The 16170-nt window shown below is 59.5% G+C and carries 13 protein-coding genes; 9 read left to right on the forward strand and 4 right to left on the reverse strand.

The genetic code is table 11. The features are described from left to right. Positions 1-134: 134 nt before the first annotated feature. From J5278_RS07710 to J5278_RS07725, 4 genes are all read left to right on the forward strand, one after another. A complete protein-coding gene (locus J5278_RS07710) occupies positions 135-1373 on the forward strand; it encodes a TCR/Tet family MFS transporter (protein ID WP_209184291.1) in 1239 nt (412 codons plus the stop codon). A 146-nt stretch (positions 1374-1519) separates the two neighbouring features. Continuing rightward, complete coding sequence (locus tag J5278_RS07715) at positions 1520-2926, forward strand: MATE family efflux transporter (protein WP_209184290.1); 1407 nt, start codon at positions 1520-1522, stop codon at positions 2924-2926. 106 nt (positions 2927-3032) lie between these two features. Continuing rightward, complete coding sequence (locus J5278_RS07720) at positions 3033-3302, forward strand: type II toxin-antitoxin system RelE/ParE family toxin (protein WP_307877405.1); 270 nt, start codon at positions 3033-3035, stop codon at positions 3300-3302. A 6-nt stretch (positions 3303-3308) separates the two neighbouring features. Then, positions 3309-3605, forward strand: coding sequence for an addiction module antidote protein (locus J5278_RS07725; protein WP_307877418.1), 297 nt, complete (start codon positions 3309-3311; stop codon positions 3603-3605). 40 nt (positions 3606-3645) lie between these two features. Here J5278_RS07725 and carA read toward each other — a convergent pair whose 3' ends face one another. Next, complete coding sequence (carA, locus tag J5278_RS07730) at positions 3646-4851, reverse strand: glutamine-hydrolyzing carbamoyl-phosphate synthase small subunit (protein ID WP_209184287.1); 1206 nt, start codon at positions 4849-4851, stop codon at positions 3646-3648. 285 nt (positions 4852-5136) lie between these two features. Here carA and J5278_RS07735 point away from each other — a divergent pair, with 285 nt between their 5' ends. Then, complete coding sequence (locus J5278_RS07735) at positions 5137-5589, forward strand: GatB/YqeY domain-containing protein (RefSeq protein WP_142823290.1); 453 nt, start codon at positions 5137-5139, stop codon at positions 5587-5589. Positions 5590-5764: 175 nt separating this feature from the next. Here the strand turns inward: J5278_RS07735 and J5278_RS07740 are convergent, their stop codons facing one another. The 3 genes from J5278_RS07740 to J5278_RS30900 form a co-directional block, all read right to left on the reverse strand. Next, positions 5765-5941, reverse strand: a complete 177-nt coding sequence (locus J5278_RS07740) for a hypothetical protein (RefSeq protein ID WP_209184286.1) — start codon at positions 5939-5941, stop codon at positions 5765-5767. Positions 5942-6185: 244 nt separating this feature from the next. After that, a complete protein-coding gene (locus tag J5278_RS07745; protein WP_209184285.1) occupies positions 6186-6521 on the reverse strand; it encodes a BrnA antitoxin family protein in 336 nt (111 codons plus the stop codon). Beyond that, positions 6487-6672 (reverse strand): BrnT family toxin, encoded by a 186-nt coding sequence (locus J5278_RS30900; RefSeq protein ID WP_247749157.1) that lies wholly within the window; start codon positions 6670-6672, stop codon positions 6487-6489. Before J5278_RS30900 ends, J5278_RS07745 begins: the two co-directional genes overlap by 35 nt. Before the next feature lie 268 nt (positions 6673-6940). Between J5278_RS30900 and dnaG the strand changes: the two genes are divergently transcribed. The 4 genes from dnaG to J5278_RS07770 all read left to right on the forward strand — a co-directional run bounded on the left by dnaG (position 6941) and on the right by J5278_RS07770 (position 15936). Next, complete coding sequence (dnaG, locus tag J5278_RS07755; protein ID WP_209184284.1) at positions 6941-8947, forward strand: DNA primase; 2007 nt, start codon at positions 6941-6943, stop codon at positions 8945-8947. 458 nt (positions 8948-9405) lie between these two features. Next, on the forward strand, positions 9406-10794 hold the full coding sequence (locus J5278_RS07760; protein WP_209184283.1) for a GntP family permease: 1389 nt from the start codon (positions 9406-9408) through the stop codon (positions 10792-10794). Positions 10795-11089: 295 nt separating this feature from the next. Then, positions 11090-13084 (forward strand): DNA helicase RecQ, encoded by a 1995-nt coding sequence (gene recQ / locus J5278_RS07765; RefSeq protein WP_209206502.1) that lies wholly within the window; start codon positions 11090-11092, stop codon positions 13082-13084. Between the two features lie 32 nt (positions 13085-13116). Beyond that, positions 13117-15936, forward strand: a complete 2820-nt coding sequence (locus tag J5278_RS07770) for an NACHT domain-containing NTPase (protein WP_209184281.1) — start codon at positions 13117-13119, stop codon at positions 15934-15936. The last annotated feature ends 234 nt before the right edge of the window (positions 15937-16170 follow it).

Consider the following 16170-nt stretch of genomic DNA (forward strand, 5'->3'; position numbering starts at 1 on the left):
GGCGATTTATCGATCAATAAATTTGATCTGTTCACCCATTGTTTCTGCGCTACGATAGCGCTCACAAGTACTGCGGTTTTGCGTTCCCGTTCTGTCTCTTCAGATGCCCGGGCCTATCAACACAGGCGCCTTTCATGATCGATCCGACATTTGCACGCCGCGGCCTCTTCCTCGTTTTTGTCATCCTGCTCCTCGACATCATCGGCATAGCCATCATCATGCCGGTGCTGCCGGCCTATCTCGAGGAATTGACGGGGGCCTCCATCAGCGAGGCTGCGGTGGAAGGGGGGTGGCTGCTGCTCGCCTATGCCGGCATGCAGTTCCTGTTTGCGCCGTTTATCGGCAATCTCTCGGATCGGTTCGGGCGCCGGCCCGTCCTTTTGGCGTCGGTACTGACCTTTGCCATCGACAACCTGATCTGCGCGCTGGCGACAAGTTACTGGATGCTGTTCGTCGGCCGAATCTTGGCCGGCATCAGCGGTGCCAGCATCGCCACATGCTCGGCCTACATCGCCGATGTCAGCAATGACCAGAACCGCTCGAAAAATTTCGGGCTGATCGGCATCGCTTTCGGCGTGGGTTTCGTGCTCGGGCCGATCATCGGCGGTTTTCTCGGCGGGTTCGGTGCGCGCGTGCCGTTTTTCGGCGCTGCATTCGTGTCGCTGGTCAACTTCGTGCTCGCCTGCTTCATGTTGCCGGAGACGCTGGAAGCGAAGAACCGCCGCCGGTTCGACCTCTCGCGGGCCAACCCTTTCGGTGCGCTGAAGCAGATGCGCAGCTATCCCGGTATCGGCTGGATCGGCCTGGTGTTTTTTCTCTACTGGCTGGCTCACACCGTCTATCCCGCCGTCTGGCCTTTCGTCAGCGCCGACCGGTACGGCTGGAACGAGCGGCAGATCGGTCTGTCGCTCGGCGTGTTCGGCATCGGCAGCGCCGTCGTCATGGGCTTCGTCATGCCGCGCCTGGTGCCCGTCCTCGGCGAATGGCGGACGGCGCTGGTCGGTCTTGCCTTCTGTACCGCTGGTCTTGCCGGCTATGCCTCCGCCTGGGAGGGGTGGATGGTCTATGCGGTCATCGTTGCGACAGCGTTGGAAAGCGTGGCGGATGCGCCGCTGCGCAGCATTGCCTCAGCCTCTGTGCCGGCCTCGGCGCAGGGTGAGTTGCAGGGTGCCATGAGCAGCCTTTCCAGCCTGACGACGATCATCGGACCGCTGATCTTCACCCAGTTGTTCGGTTGGTTCACCGGGCCCAGTGCACCCATCGTCTTTGCCGGGGCTCCCTATGCGCTGGCATCGGTCTTCCTGCTGGTGGCGCTTCTGGTCTTTGTGGTCAGGGTGCGCTCGAAAGCGCGAGACGTTGAAGAAAATGCCTAAGGCTTAGTCATTCCTCATGGAATCTGCCGCATTCTTCGTCAAAATTGCGCTCGCGACTGGCTTATGAAGCCTATTTGCGCTACCAGCGCCCGAAACGCTTGCGACCCATCCGGTCGACCGGCGCAGCGAACGACGAGACTTTCGACATGGATACGCCTTTGCTTGCGCAGCGTTTTGCGCATAACGACGACAATTCCTGGCCAGCGCATTTCCGCGCTGCAATCATGCTTGGCGTGCCGCTGATCGGCGCACAGCTGGCGCAGCTCGGTATAAACACGACGGATGTGATGATCGTCGGCAGGCTCGGGGCCGAGCAACTGGCCGCCATGGTGCTTTCGGGCCAGTTCCTGTTCACCATCCTGATCTTCGGCTCCGGCTTTTCCATCGCCGTCATTCCGATGGTGGCGCAGGCTTATGGGCGCGACGACGTCATCAGCGTTCGCCGCTCTCTGCGGATGGGGCTGTGGGTGGCCGTTGCCTACTGGCTAATCATGCAACCGGCGTTTTACTACGCCGAGGACATTCTGCTTGCCGCCGGGCAGAAGCCGGATGTCGCCAGACTTGCCGCAGGCTATATCGCGATCGGCCACTTCGCGCTGCTGCCGGCGTCGCTCTACAATGTGATCCGCTCGCTGGTCAGCGCCATCGGGCGGGCGAGTATCGTGCTCTACGTCACCATCGCCATGCTCGCCATGAATGCGCTGCTGGCCTACGGGCTGGTGCTCGGCCATTTCGGCCTGCCTGCCATGGGTCTGCGGGGTGCCGCCTATGTGGCGCTTGCGGTGCAGACAGCTGGATTCCTGTTCATCGTCGGCTATGTGCAGAGCATTGCCGAGACACGCCGCTATGAGATTTTCGTTCGCCTCTGGCGGCCGGACTGGCATGCCTTGTGGGACGTCGTCCGGCTCGGCCTGCCCATCAGCATCACCATCCTTGCCGAAGTCAGCCTGTTTACCGCAGCCTCGTTGCTGATCGGCAGGATCGGCACCATCGAGCTTGCCGCCCACGGCATCGCGCTGCAATGGGCATCCATCGCCTTCATGATCCCGCTCGGGCTTTCGCAGGCGGCCACCGTCCTGATCGGTGTCGCCCATGGCCGTGGGGACCGCACCGCACTCATACGCGCGGCGATTACCGTGCTCATCATCTCCTCGACGCTGTCCGTAATAGGCGGGATCCTGTTTGCCACGATGCCTGAATATTTCGGCAGCTGGTTCCTCGATGTAACCTCCGCCGAGGCGCCGCAGGTGCTCGCCTATGCCGCGCCGCTAATCGTCGTTGCCGGAATTTTCCAGCTGGTGGATGGGTTGCAGGCTATCGCCAGCGGCCTCTTGCGCGGTCTGAAGGACGCGCGGGTACCGATGATCATCGCACTGGTCGCCTACTGGCCGATCGGCTTCCTGCTCGCCTGGGTGCTGGCGTTTCCGCTCGGTCTCGGTGGCATAGGCATCTGGCTCGGCTTCCTTCTAGGTCTCGCCGCAGCAGCAACGATGCTGTGCGTCCGGTTTTATCTGCTGGTGAAGGCGGAAGGGCGCGACGAGTTGGCTGACTGAATTTGCGGCTCGGAGGATGAATCCTGTGAAGAAGCTGTAATCTACAGTTTACAAAACTGTGAGCTGTCTCTACATTGTGTCGATGCCCGAAGTTCGGCAGACGATCTTGTTCAGGCGTTGGTTCGATGGCCTGAAAGACAAGCGTGCGGTTGAGCGGATCACCCAGCGTATCGTTCGACTGCAAGCCGGTTTGTTTGGAGACATAAAATTCTTCGATGGCATCGGCGAGTTGCGCGTCGATCATGGGCCTGGGTATCGGGTTTATTTTGTGCAGCGCGGATCTGTCCTGGTCATTTTACTGTGGGGCGGCGACAAGAGTTCTCAAACCCGCGATATACGGAAAGCCAAGGCCATGGCGAATGATTTGGAGATTTGATTGCCAGTGAAGACGCTACCTTTCGATGCTGCAGATCATTTGCAGAGCGGCCAATCCCAGCTTGAGTTGCTGAGCGATGCTTTTAATTCCGGGAGCGCATCCTATGTCGCGGTGGCGTTGGGCGTCATTGCGCGCGCCAAAGGCATGACGGAAGTATCGAAAACGGCAGGCATCACCCGCGAAGCGCTATACAAAGCTCTCAGCGCCGACGGCGATCCGAAGCTGAGCACGCTGCTTGGCGTGCTCAACGCTCTCGACCTCCAGCTGAAATTGGCCCCTGGCAACAAAAAAGCCCCGGACTGAAAATTCAGCCAGGGCTCAGATCGATGTTCCTTAATAAGGTTTAGCGTTCAGTCAGGGCCGGTTCGCCCTTCTTCTCGCGCACCATGTTGATGAAGCGGCGGAAGAGGTAGTGGCTATCCTGCGGGCCGGGCGAAGCCTCCGGATGGTGCTGGACGGAGAACACCGGCTTACCGGAAAGCCTGAGGCCGCAGTTCGAGCCGTCGAACAGAGATACGTGAGTCTCTTCAACGCCTTCCGGCAGCGACTTCGCGTCGACCGCGAAGCCATGGTTCATCGAGACGATCTCGACCTTGCCTGTCGTGTGGTCCTTGACCGGATGGTTGGCGCCGTGGTGGCCCTGATGCATCTTTTCGGTCTTGCCGCCGAGCGCCAGGCCAAGCATCTGGTGGCCGAGGCAGATCCCGAACATCGGGATGTCGCTGTCGATCAGGTCCTTGATGACAGGCACGGCATATTCTCCGGTTGCTGCCGGGTCGCCGGGGCCGTTCGACAGGAAGACGCCGTCCGGCTTGAGGGCAAGCACATCTTCGCTCGAGGCATTGGCCGGCAGGATCGTCACCTTGCAGTCGAGGCCGGCAAACAGCCGGAGGATGTTGCGCTTGACCCCGTAGTCGAGGCAGACGACGTGGTATTTTGCCTCTTCGGGGCCGAGTTCGCCATAGCCTTCGTTCCAGACCCAAGGGGTCTGCGCCCATTGGGCCGATTGGCCCGAAGTCGCGACTTTGGCGAGATCGAGGCCTTCGAGGCCGCTCCACGCCTTGGCGTCGGCCTTCAGTTGGTCGATGTCGAAGGTGCCGGTCGGTTCGTGGGCGATGACGGCGTTGGGCGCGCCATGCTCGCGGATCCAGGCGGTCAGCGCCCTTGTGTCGATGCCGCACATGCCGATGATGCCGCGGCCCTTCAGCCAGGCATCGAGATGCTTGAGCGAGCGATAGTTCGAAGGGTTGCTGATGTCGGCCTTGAAAATGACGCCGACGGCGCCGTGGCGACCGGCGGGCGTCAGATCCTCGACGTCCTCGTCATTGGCGCCGACATTGCCGATATGCGGGAAAGTGAAGGTGACGATTTGGCCGAGATAGGAGGGGTCTGTGAGGATTTCCTCGTAGCCGGTCAGCGCCGTGTTGAAGCAGACTTCGGCCTGCACCTTGCCGGTGGCGCCGATGCCCTTGCCCTCGATCACGGTGCCATCAGCAAGAACCAGCATGGCGGTCGGCAGTTCGGTCGTCCAGGGGGCAGTCGCGGTCATTGTTATCCCGTTTCCGGCGTGCGCGTGCCAAACCTTGCAAAGGTCGGCCGCAGTCGCCATTCTGGTTCGCGGACAGGAGCGCACGACAAAGGTCGCGCTGTATCAGGTCCTGATATCGATGTGTGTGCAGGTCCCGGTCAATAGCCAAATGTGTCCCGCCGGTCAATCTATCTAGGGCAATTCCCGTGCAATTGCGTTGATCGGTCGCGACCCGATAGTCTAAGAGACATGCAAACAGATGAGGGGCGGCCGATTTTCGCGGCTGGCCCGTTGAAGGAGTGTACCATGATCCGCGAAACGCTTGCCAACGCCCAGAAAGATGCGATGCGCGCCAAGGATGCTGCCCGGCTTTCGACCGTGCGGCTGATCCTGTCGGCCATCAAGGACCGCGACATCGCCAATCGCGGCGTCGCCAAGGAGGCGGCCAGCGACGACGAGATCCTGCAGATCCTCGCCAAGATGATCAAGCAGCGCGACGAATCGGCCAAGATCTACGACGAGGGCAAGCGCCCGGAACTGGCTGCCAAGGAGCGCGAGGAAATCGCCATTATCCAAGGCTACATGCCGGAGCAGATTTCCGACGACAAGGCCCGGGAGATCATTGCCGGGGTTATCGCCGAGACCGGCGCTGCCGGCATCAAGGACATGGGGAAGTGCATGGCCGTGCTGAAGGAGCGCTATGCGGGCCAGATGGATTTCGCCAAAGCCTCCGGGATCCTGAAGGATTTGCTGAAATAATGCCAACGAGCCCAAGGACATAAAAAAGGCAGGAGCTGGGGGGAGCTCCTGCCTTTGTACTTTGCAGCCGTCTGATGACGCAGGGTGGGGCCCAAAATCAGACGTCTATAGCAAAGCCACCCATGTGAGACCGCGCCGGGGGTAGGGATGGTGTCTCACACGGGAATTCGAAAAATCAGCGGTTTGTCGAGGCCTTCGTTTGTGTCGCGGGGTGATGCGCCATCTGCCAAGCCATGACAGCTTGGTCGAAAGATTTCAGGCTATTTGCCTGACTGTCGTTCATGGCCGAGGCACTGTAGTTTGCCATCGCGAAGATGGCTGCGGCGGCAAAGGGGACGATCAGTATTCGCATGCCATTCTCCTAAACAGGAAGCTCTCCTCGGCTTCCGGTTCGGCGGGGCTGTCCGGACATGTCGCGTCGCAAAGATATCAACTCTGCCGGCATGTCCTAGCCCGTACCTGCAAGCTATTGCGCTGCAGCATGCTTTTCAAATTACAAAAAAATAATGTTTCGCGCGGCAAGTTCGGCCGCAAATGCGCCGTGATCGAGGTGTCGGCAGCGGCGATCTGCATCCTTGTTGCGACCGATGCCGCCACTATTTGGCGCGCCGCTTCTTTTCCTCGCTCATGTAGTGACGCAGGACAGCATTGATCCGGGTCTGGTAGCCCTTGCCGCTGGCCTGGAAGAAATCGACGATATCCTGATCAAGCCGGATCGACACGGCTTTCTTGGCGACGGGAACCATCCACTCGGCCTTCGACCAGTCGATGTCGATGAAGTCAGCCCAATCGGGATCGTCGCGCATGGCACGCTCGATGTCTTCATCGGTCATGGCATCGACGCGCGCCCAGTCTGTCTCGCTCACCTCGCCACGGGCGCGTTTCGCAAGGATTTCGTCAGTGGTTATTCTGGTGATATTCTCTGATTTCATTCTTTCGTGCCGCACGGGCTGAAATGATCCGGCATATCTCGCCTCTCATCGTATAGACAATGGCGATCAGTTTTCCGGAGTCGGTGCAGATTGCCACCGTGCGGACTTCTCCTTCTCTGTCAAAGCCGTATTCGATATGCGGTTCACGCAAAGCGAGAACGGCATCTTCGAAATCTATTCAGTGTTTGCGCAAATTCGATTGGCGTTTGTCATCGTCCCATTCGTGGGAGGCAAATCGTATTCGGATCAGCGGCATGGAGTTCTCTCGTCCCTCACAGCCGCTAAACTCGATTGTTGTATTTCAAATTGTATATACAGCACCCGCTTTGTCAATCCTGTGGATCAGCACTGACCCCCACGAGTTTCATGGCAATGGCGGACGTTAGGGCTTATAGGAGAAGCATCAGCCAGAGGTGTCCATGCGATTTTCCCCGACCTTTCTTGACGAGATCCGCGACCGCGTTCCGATATCGGACGTGATCGCGCGGCGCGTCAGCTGGGACAAGCGCAAGACCAACGTGTCGCGGGCCGACTACTGGGCTTGCTGCCCGTTCCACGGCGAGAAGTCGCCGAGCTTCCACTGCGAGGACCGCAAGGGCCGCTATCATTGCTTTGGCTGCGGCGTCACCGGCGATCATTTTCGTTTCCTGACCGATCTCGAGGGCCTGAGTTTTCCCGAGGCGGTGCAGCAGGTGGCCGATATGGCCGGCATCGCCATGCCGGCGGCCGATCCGGTTGCCGAGAAGCGCCAGCGCGAGCAGACCTCGCTGCTCGACGTGATGGAGATGGCAACGCAGTATTTCCAGGAGCAGCTGCAGAGCCCAAGCGGCGCGCGGGCCCGGGCCTATCTTCGTGACCGCGGCCTGACGGGCCGGACCATCGAGACCTTTCGGCTCGGCTTTGCGCTCGACAGCCGCAACGCGCTGAAGGAATATCTGGCTGGAAAGAACGTGCCCAAGGACCAGATCGAGGCCTGCGGGCTCGTCGTCCACGGGTCGGACATCCCGGTTGCTTACGACCGCTTTCGCGACCGCATCATGTTCCCGATCCTGTCGTCGCGCGACAAGGTGATTGCCTTTGGCGGCCGCGCCATGGCGCCGGATGCGCCGGCCAAGTACCTGAACTCGAACGAGACCGAGCTCTTCCACAAGGGCAACGTGCTCTATAATTTCAATCGCGCCCGGCGCGCCAGCCAGGGCGCTGATGGATCAGGCACGATCATTGCCGTCGAAGGCTACATGGACGTCATCGCGCTGCATCAGGCGGGCATCGAGAATGCCGTGGCGCCGCTCGGCACGGCGCTGACCGAAAACCAGCTGGAGCTGCTCTGGCGCATGACGCCGCAGCCGGTGCTGTGCTTCGATGGCGATGCCGCCGGCATCCGCGCTGCCAACCGCGGTGTCGACCTGGCCTTGCCGCGTTTGAAGCCCGGCTATTCGGTGCGCTTTGCCATGCTGCCCGACGGCAAGGACCCCGACGACATGGTCCGCCACGAGGGCAGGGCTCCGTTCGACAAGGTGATGTCGCAGGCGCGGCCGCTGGCCGAGATGGTCTGGAGCCGCGAGGTCTCGAGCGGCAAGTTCGACACGCCGGAAAGCCGCGCCGAGCTCGAGGCGCGACTGAAGCAGATGGTATCGGTCATTGCCGACGAAAATGTCCGCCGCCACTACCAGCAGGATATCCGCGACCGGCTGAATGCTTTCTTCCAGCCGCAGTTTCGCAACGGCGGCAACCAGCAGGGCCGCAATTTCAGGAGCGGCAACGCCAGCGGTGGCCGGGCGGGCCGCAACGATCCGCGTGGCAACGGACCTGCCAGCACCAAGGCGCCGAATGCCATTTCCAACCGGCTGACCGGCTCCGGCATGGTGCGCGGCCATAGCGCTGCGCCTGCATTGCGCGAAAGCGTGCTGGCGCTGACCATCGTCAACCATCCGCTGCTGCTGCAGGATGAATATGACGAGATCGCCTCGATCGACTACGACAACCGTGATCTGCAGCGCCTGTGGTCGGCCATGCTCGGCACCGCGGCGGCACTGGCTGGCCCGCACCTGACCCGCGAGCATCTGGTCGAGAGGCTGGAGGCGCAGGGGTTTGCGGCGCTGATCAAGGGGCTGGACCAGCAGGTGCGCAATGCGCGGCTCTGGACTGCCACCGAGGAGGCCGCCATCGAGGATGCCCGCGAGGGATATCGTCAGGCGCTCGGGCTGCACAAGCGCACCAAGGCACTGCGCTGGCAGAAGATCGAGCTCGAGCGCGAGATTGCCGATGCCACCGAGGCCGGTGCCGAGGATGACATCGATCAACTGATGCGGGCGCTGAACGAGATCCAGCTGGAAATCTCCCGCATGGAAAACCAGGAAGCCATCATCGACGGCTTCGGCCTGCTGTCGGGCCGCGTCAAGGCAGCCGTCACCCACGGCGGCTGATGACTATGGGCTTCACCGCCCGCTGTCAGCTGCGCTGACATCTCCCCCCACAAGGGCGGAGATCATTCTTTTCGCTTGCGGGCTCGGGCCTCTCGGCCAATCTCCCCCTTGTGGGCGAGATGTCCCGGTGGGACAGAGGGGGGCGCCGCCGCAAACTCACAATCCATTGCGGTCACCGCCCCATCATCATGCGTCTCCCGTTCCCTTCGATCACCGACGATCCCGATCGGTCTGTGGCTCAGCTCACCAGCGTTGACACGCCGTTTGTGCCGCAGTTTCTGCGGTGGCGCCTCCGATGCGGAAAGCTCGAAGTCGGAATAGATCGTTCGCGCAACTACGGTTTACAGAAACCGGGCTCTCTGCGAAGAGGGGCCGACATTATCGTCGAGGCATCAAGGATTCGCTTCCCGAGCCCGGGCGGACAGCCGCCGAGGCCCGTGGGGGCGCTGGAACAGACCATGCAAAACTCGGACATTGCGCTCTTGCTGACCGCCCTTGGCGGCGTCATTTTTCTCGTCGTTCTCATCGTTTCCCGCGCGCGTCTGCATCCGCTGATCGCGCTGATCATCACTTCCATCGCTGTCGGACTGCTGACGGGGATGCCGACGGACAAGCTGATCAAGTCCATCGAGTCGGGTGCCGGCAACACGCTTGGCGCTGTCGGTCTCGTCGTTGCGCTGGGGGCGATGCTGGGCAGGATACTGGCAGATGGCGGGGTGACCGAGGGCATCTCCAATATCATCATCCGCAAGACCTCCGTGCGCCTGCTTCCCTGGGCGATGGCCGGGGCGGCCTTCATCATCGGCATCCCGATGTTCTTCGAGGTCGGGCTGGTCGTGTTGCTGCCGCTAATCTTCAGCGTGGCGCGCAAGCTCGATGCGGCCTCCAGCGTTCGCGGCTCGGCCTATGTCTATGTCGGCGTTCCCGTGATCGCTGCGCTCGCCGCCATGCACGGCATGGTGCCGCCGCATCCGGGACCGCTCACCGCCATCGCCTCGCTGCATACGAATATCGGCGCGACAATGCTCTATGGCTTTCTCGCCGCAATCCCGGCCATCATTCTCGGCGGACCGGTCTATGGCGCCTTCATCACGCCGCGACTGTCCGTTCGGCCGGATCAGGCGCTCATCGACCAGTTCTCGTCCGAAGGCCCCGTCGACGGTGCAGACCATACACCGCCTGGCCTCGCGCTCAGCCTGCTCACCGCCCTGTTGCCGGCGCTGCTGATGCTGGCGAACGCGATTGCCGAACTGGTGTTCCCCAAGGACGCGGCACTCGTGCATGTCACCGGGTTTCTGGGCGAGCCGGCCATTGCCATGCTGATCGGCGTGCTGTTTGCCGCCCTGATGCTTGTCTACATCGGAAATGGAAACACGGAGACGCTGCGCAGCTCGATGTCGGCGAGCGTCAAGCCGGTCGCCAACGTGCTCCTGATCATCGCTGGCGGCGGCGCATTCCAGCACGTCCTGACCGACGCCAAGGTCGGCGACGCGATCATGCATCTCAGCCAGCAGTTCTCTCTGTCGCCGCTTATCCTCGGCTGGATCATCTCGATGCTGTTGTCGGTGTCGACGGGTTCGGCCACCGTCGGCATTGTCGGAGCATCCGGCCTGCTCGGGCCGCTAGCGGGCGGCGAGGGGCTGAATGTGCCGTTGCTGGCGCTCTCGATCGGCTGCGGCTCGCTGTTCTTCAACTATGCCAACCATGCCGGCTTCTGGCTGGTGAAGGAATCCTTCGGCATGTCTATGGGCGAAGCGACGAAGACGATCTCCGTGGTCCAGTCCATCGTCTCGGTGGTCGGGCTGGTCATGGTGCTGCTCATGAACCTGCTGCCGCCGCTGATCTGATCGGGAAGGACGTTTCCCCTTCTCCCCTCGGGGGAGAGGGTGCCCGAAGGGCGGATGAGGGGCCTTGAGCCGACGGCGACGGCGCGAAGACCCCCTCATCACCTCGCATTCGCTCGGCACTTCTCCCCGAGGGGAGAAGGGAAGTGCAGCGGGTGCAGTCGACTTCGAAACATGCCATGGTGGGCCAGCCTCGGGGGTGCCTCCAACCCGTCGATTCGACGGCGGCGACCGAAATGAAACAGCAGGCCGATCATGGTCAGGGCGGGCGTGAAGACCTGCCGAGCGAAGGAAGATAATGTCGAAGCCGGAGAAGAACGATCCACGGTTTTCCACCGACGAGGCGCTGTTCGGCCTCGAACCGCCGAGGGATGTCTTTGAGCCGGATCAAGCGGCCGGATGGGAGCCCTACGGCGAGCCGTCTGCTGCGCCAGAGCCGCACACTTCGCGGGCGTTGCCGAGGTCGTCCGCCGGGCAGGGGCCGCTCGAGGTGCTGAAGCGGATCTATGGCTATCCGGCCTTTCGCGGCAAGCAGCAGCAGGTGGTCGAGCACGTCGTTTCCGGCGGCGATGCGGTCGTGTTATTTCCGACCGGCGCCGGCAAGTCGTTGTGCTTCCAGATCCCGGCGCTCTGCCGCAACGGCATTGGCATTGTCGTCTCGCCGCTGATTGCGCTGATGCGCGACCAGGTGCAGGCGCTGAAGCAGCTCGGCGTCAACGCCGCGGCGCTGAACTCGTCGATCTCGCGCGAAGAGGCGCAAGCCATCTATCGCGACATCCGCAACGGCACGCTCGAACTGCTCTACATGACGCCCGAGCGTATCCTTACCGACAATTTCCGCCAGACCATCGGCGACGCGAAGATCGCGCTGTTTGCCATCGACGAGGCCCATTGTGTGTCGCAGTGGGGACATGATTTCCGGCCGGAATACCGCGAACTCGGCAAGCTCGCCGAGCAGTTTCCGGGCGTGCCGCGCATCGCGCTGACGGCGACGGCCGATCCGCACACCCGCGACGACATCATCGCCCGGCTGCAGCTCGACACCGCAAAAATCTTCTCCACCAGCTTCGACCGCCCCAACATCGCCTACGAGATCGTCGAGCGCGACCAGCCGCGCCAGCAGCTGCTGCGCTTTCTCTCCGGCCACAAGGGCGACAGCGGCATCGTCTACTGCCTGTCGCGCGCCAAGGTCGAGGACACCGCCGAATGGCTGAACGGGCAGGGCATCCGGGCGCTCGCCTATCACGCCGGCATGGACCGGTCTGTGCGCGATGCCAACCAGGATGCATTTTTGAAGGAGGAAGACCTCTGCCTTGTTGCGACGGTTGCCTTCGGCATGGGCATCGACAAGCCGAACGTCCGCTATGTCGCCCATCTCGACATCCCGGGCTCCGTCGAGGCCTATTATCAGGAAACGGGACGCGCCGGCCGCGATGGCCTGCCATCCAACGTCTGGATGGCCTATGGCATGGCCGACGTCATCCAGCGCGGCAAGATGATCGACGAAGGCGCGTCGGCACCTGAAATCAAGCGGGTGGAGCGCGCCAAGCTGAACGCGCTGCTCGCCATCTGCGAGACCTCCGGCTGCCGCCGCCAGGCAATCCTTGCCCATTTCGGCGAAAGCCACGCTGGCGCCTGCGGCAATTGCGACACCTGCCTGAAGCCGGTGGAAACCTGGGACGGCACGGAAGCGGCGATCAAGGCGCTGGCGGCCATCTACCGCACCGGCGAACGTTTTGGCGCCGGCCACGTCATCGACGTGCTGGTCGGCAACGTCAACGAGAAGACCCAGCGCTTCGGCCATGCCGACATGCCGGTCTTCGGCGTCGGCAAGGACATCCCCGTCCGCACCTGGCAATCCGTCTTCCGCCAGCTGCTCGCCGCCGGCCTCGTCAGCGTCGATCATGCAGCCTATGGCGCGCTGAAACTGACGCCGGATGCGAAGGCCGTGTTCAAGAAGGAACGCAGCATCCAGTTCCGCAAGGACCGCCCGGCCACGGCCAAGTCCGCGAGGCGCGGTGCCGGCGCGAGCGCTGCCAGCGGCGGCGCGCCGAGGACGGCCGGCCTGTCGGCAGCGGATGCGGCGCTGTTCGAGGAATTGAGGGCCGAGCGCATGAAGATCGCCAAGACGCTGGGCGTGCCGCCCTATGTCGTGTTTCCGGACACGACGCTGATCGCCATGGCCAGCGAACGGCCGGGCAGTGCGGACGAGATGCTGGCGATCTCGGGCGTGGGGCAGGCGAAGCTGGAGCGCTATGGGGATGCGTTTTTGGCGGTGATTGGGCGGGGGTGAGGGGGGATGATGCTGGTGTTTGGGGTCTGTCTATGAACGACTTCTGGAGTTCGGTTGGAGCTATCATTTTTGATCCGGATGACACCGAGGCCGTTGTCGAATCTCGGCTAGTAACTCCATTGTTGCATGCGCTGGGGTACGACAAAGATGATGACATAGTTCCAAAAAAAAGTGTCGAATTTCATCAGGGGCAAGTAAAAAAGGGGCGGCCGTTTGAAGCGGATTTCGTCGTATATTGCGGTCCAATAAAAGACGAAAATACCTCCCTTGCTGTCATTGAGGCGAAGCGCCCAAGTAAAGATATAAAGGGTGCGTGTCAGCAGGTAGAATCTTACGCTCGAGTGCTTCGAACACCCTTCATTATTATTACAAACGGCCTCAAGTTTGAAATATGGCAGCAGCAATTGTCCGCTGAAAACAGTCTGGTGTTTACATGTAGCGTAACTGAACTGGCCTTACGGCGCGGTGATGTTGAGGCATTGATATCGCGTCAGGCCGCTATGTCACATTGTCAGGGACTGTGGGGAAAGGATTTTGCCACCGCTGCGAGTGAAATGGCGGCTTACATTGCGGCCGAGATCGATAGGACAAATCCTGCGAAGCTATTTGTCCAACGGACATTAGCTAGGGGACAGGACCTGCCGACAATTTCAAGCGCCGAGTTGCACGCAGAGTTTCCTAAGGGCGCTTTGATAACCGGACCATCCGGCTTCGGCAAAACTCAGCTATGCGAGCATCTTTTTCATGTTGCCGTCGGATCTTATTCTAAATCTGCCAGTGATAAAATTCCAGTTGAAGTTCCCTTAGTAGAGTTGGTGGCAGAAGGGATCTCTATCTTCAAATATACCCATGAGCGGATCAATGCGCATTGTCCACATATTACAGATTCTAAATGGCGGGATGTGTGGAGGCAGGATGGCGCAATAATATTCTGCGATGGGCTAGAGAGAGTCCTGAGTTCACGTAGAGCACACATTGCCGCAGATATTTCCGCCATTCGACGCGACTTTCCGAAAGTTGTCCTATTCGTCTTTTCACGTCCATCCGCTACGGCTGATATCTACCTCCCCGCGGTCAGACTTAAGGAGTTGGACTACGAACAAAGACAAGAGTTCCAGAAGGGCATAATTTCAGGAATAGCTCACAATATATCGTGGGATTTGCCGAAGTCGCTCAATGCTCGGTTGGGGCACCCTTTATTCCTCAGGTTAATCTGTGAGCACTATAGCAAATTTGGAAGTCGTCCAGAAACCCTAACAAAGCTCTTTGATGACTGGCTGACAAAATTTTTGGGATGGTCGGATGGGTCGCCTGCAATACGTGTGCGGCGTGAAGCTGCCCTGCTTTTGCTTGCGCAGCAGAGCCTTGTTGAGCCACTTTCAAACATAGCCGCTTATCGTATGTTAATAGAAGCAGGTTTCGATGAGGAGATTTTTAATGCGTTGGTACAATCTGATGCGCTTAATATTTCGCAGAACAATGTTGAACTGGTACATGAGGCGCTGGCAGATTTTCTAAGGGCGAAGCATCTTGCATCGCTGTCTTTAGAGGAATTTAGGACCTCTATCGAGCGGACTACGTTTCGAAACGATTCATTATTAGCAACGTTGCTGATGGGCCAAATACCCAATCTCCAGTATCAACGTGCACTGTGGTATCGGCTTAGCCAGTCTGGCATATGCGAATATCTTGCAGCTTTCAAATTTCGAGCCGACGCGTCCCCCATGCTATTCCAGCTTTCGGAGGTGGAGGCTCAAGAAAATGTGTTGCAAGACATTCTTGATGGCTTCGAGCAGACAAGTTTAGCCTATTTTCCAGAATTGTGGGATGAAATTTGCCTCGAAGAAGTAGGTGTTAGCAATTGTGGATTATGTATAGGAGGGCTGTTGGACGCCCATTTGTCGACCGTTTCATATTCGTTCCAGATGCGTTCAGCAAATGATGCTCGGGTCTCGTTAGCTCAGACGGACACCGGTTTTCGTCAACGAGGTGTAAATGTCCTACTTTCAAGATTAAGGCTAGACGATGGTCGCGCGATCGGTGTCGGAGTCTTACGTGAAACCCTCAATAAGATTATTAGTGGGCGAAAATTAAAGGGTGGAGTCAGCCTTGCCCGAGAGCGATTAGTATCTCGTATGAGGATATTGGTTAAGCAGGAAAATTTCCCACAAGACTGCATTGATCTTGTTTCGATCAAGAGGGCTCTCGATCCTGCAAGAGAAAGTTTTGTTTGCGTTAGTGATTTCCAGAGTGAAGATGAAGACTTCGCTATCAGCGCGCTGTTAGACGACTTACAAATCTGCCTAGATGCTGGTGACGCCAAAATTGATGTTTGGTGGACAAAGTATTCTGGCGAATGTGGCGGAATTGCTTTCGGAAAAGCGCCCGAGGCACTAATTGAGACATATAAGCGCGCAGAAAAAATATTTTGTGAGATTGTTCACTTCAGTTTTCCCGCTATCCGTGACGAAATGCAGGGATATCTAATTAGGCCAATTCAGTGGTGCCTGAGATTGAATGGTTCAGAAGATGGAGATTGGCAACTAAAGCAGTGGTGGATTCCTGTTGAAAGCTACACTGACCCCAAAGTTGTTGTTCAGCCTGTTTCAGAACTTGACATCGCCAGTCAGCGGGTTGAATTTAATGAGCATTACCAAAATGTTTTGTCGCGACTGGATAAGTTGGGTAGGCCGTCTGATGTAACTGTTGAGACAAGTTCTGGACAATTGCCTGCGTTTGATGGCTACGCTCCGAACGGTGGCTTCACGGGTGAAACTCCGGCGCTTACCCTTGCGCATGATTGGATCGCGGCGGAACTAAAAATGCTTTTCTCGGATTTTTCCGCGACGTAAGAACGGTAGCGTTCGATCCGATATGCGTGCGCTTCTCCGTTACCTGGATGGTAGGGCCGCGCCCCATCCACCCCCACCCTTGTCTTTCCCCCAATCCTCCCCATATCCCACCCATACCGGCCTCCGTGCCAAGTCGGCCCATGTATGTCGGGCTTTTTCCGGGTTTTCCGCATCATTCTTCGCGGAATAGCTTGACGGGAAGGGAAATAGTGGGAATCACCATTTCAGGCAGAG

This window comes from Rhizobium sp. B21/90, from assembly GCF_019355815.1.
GTDB lineage: Bacteria > Pseudomonadota > Alphaproteobacteria > Rhizobiales > Rhizobiaceae > Rhizobium > Rhizobium rhododendri.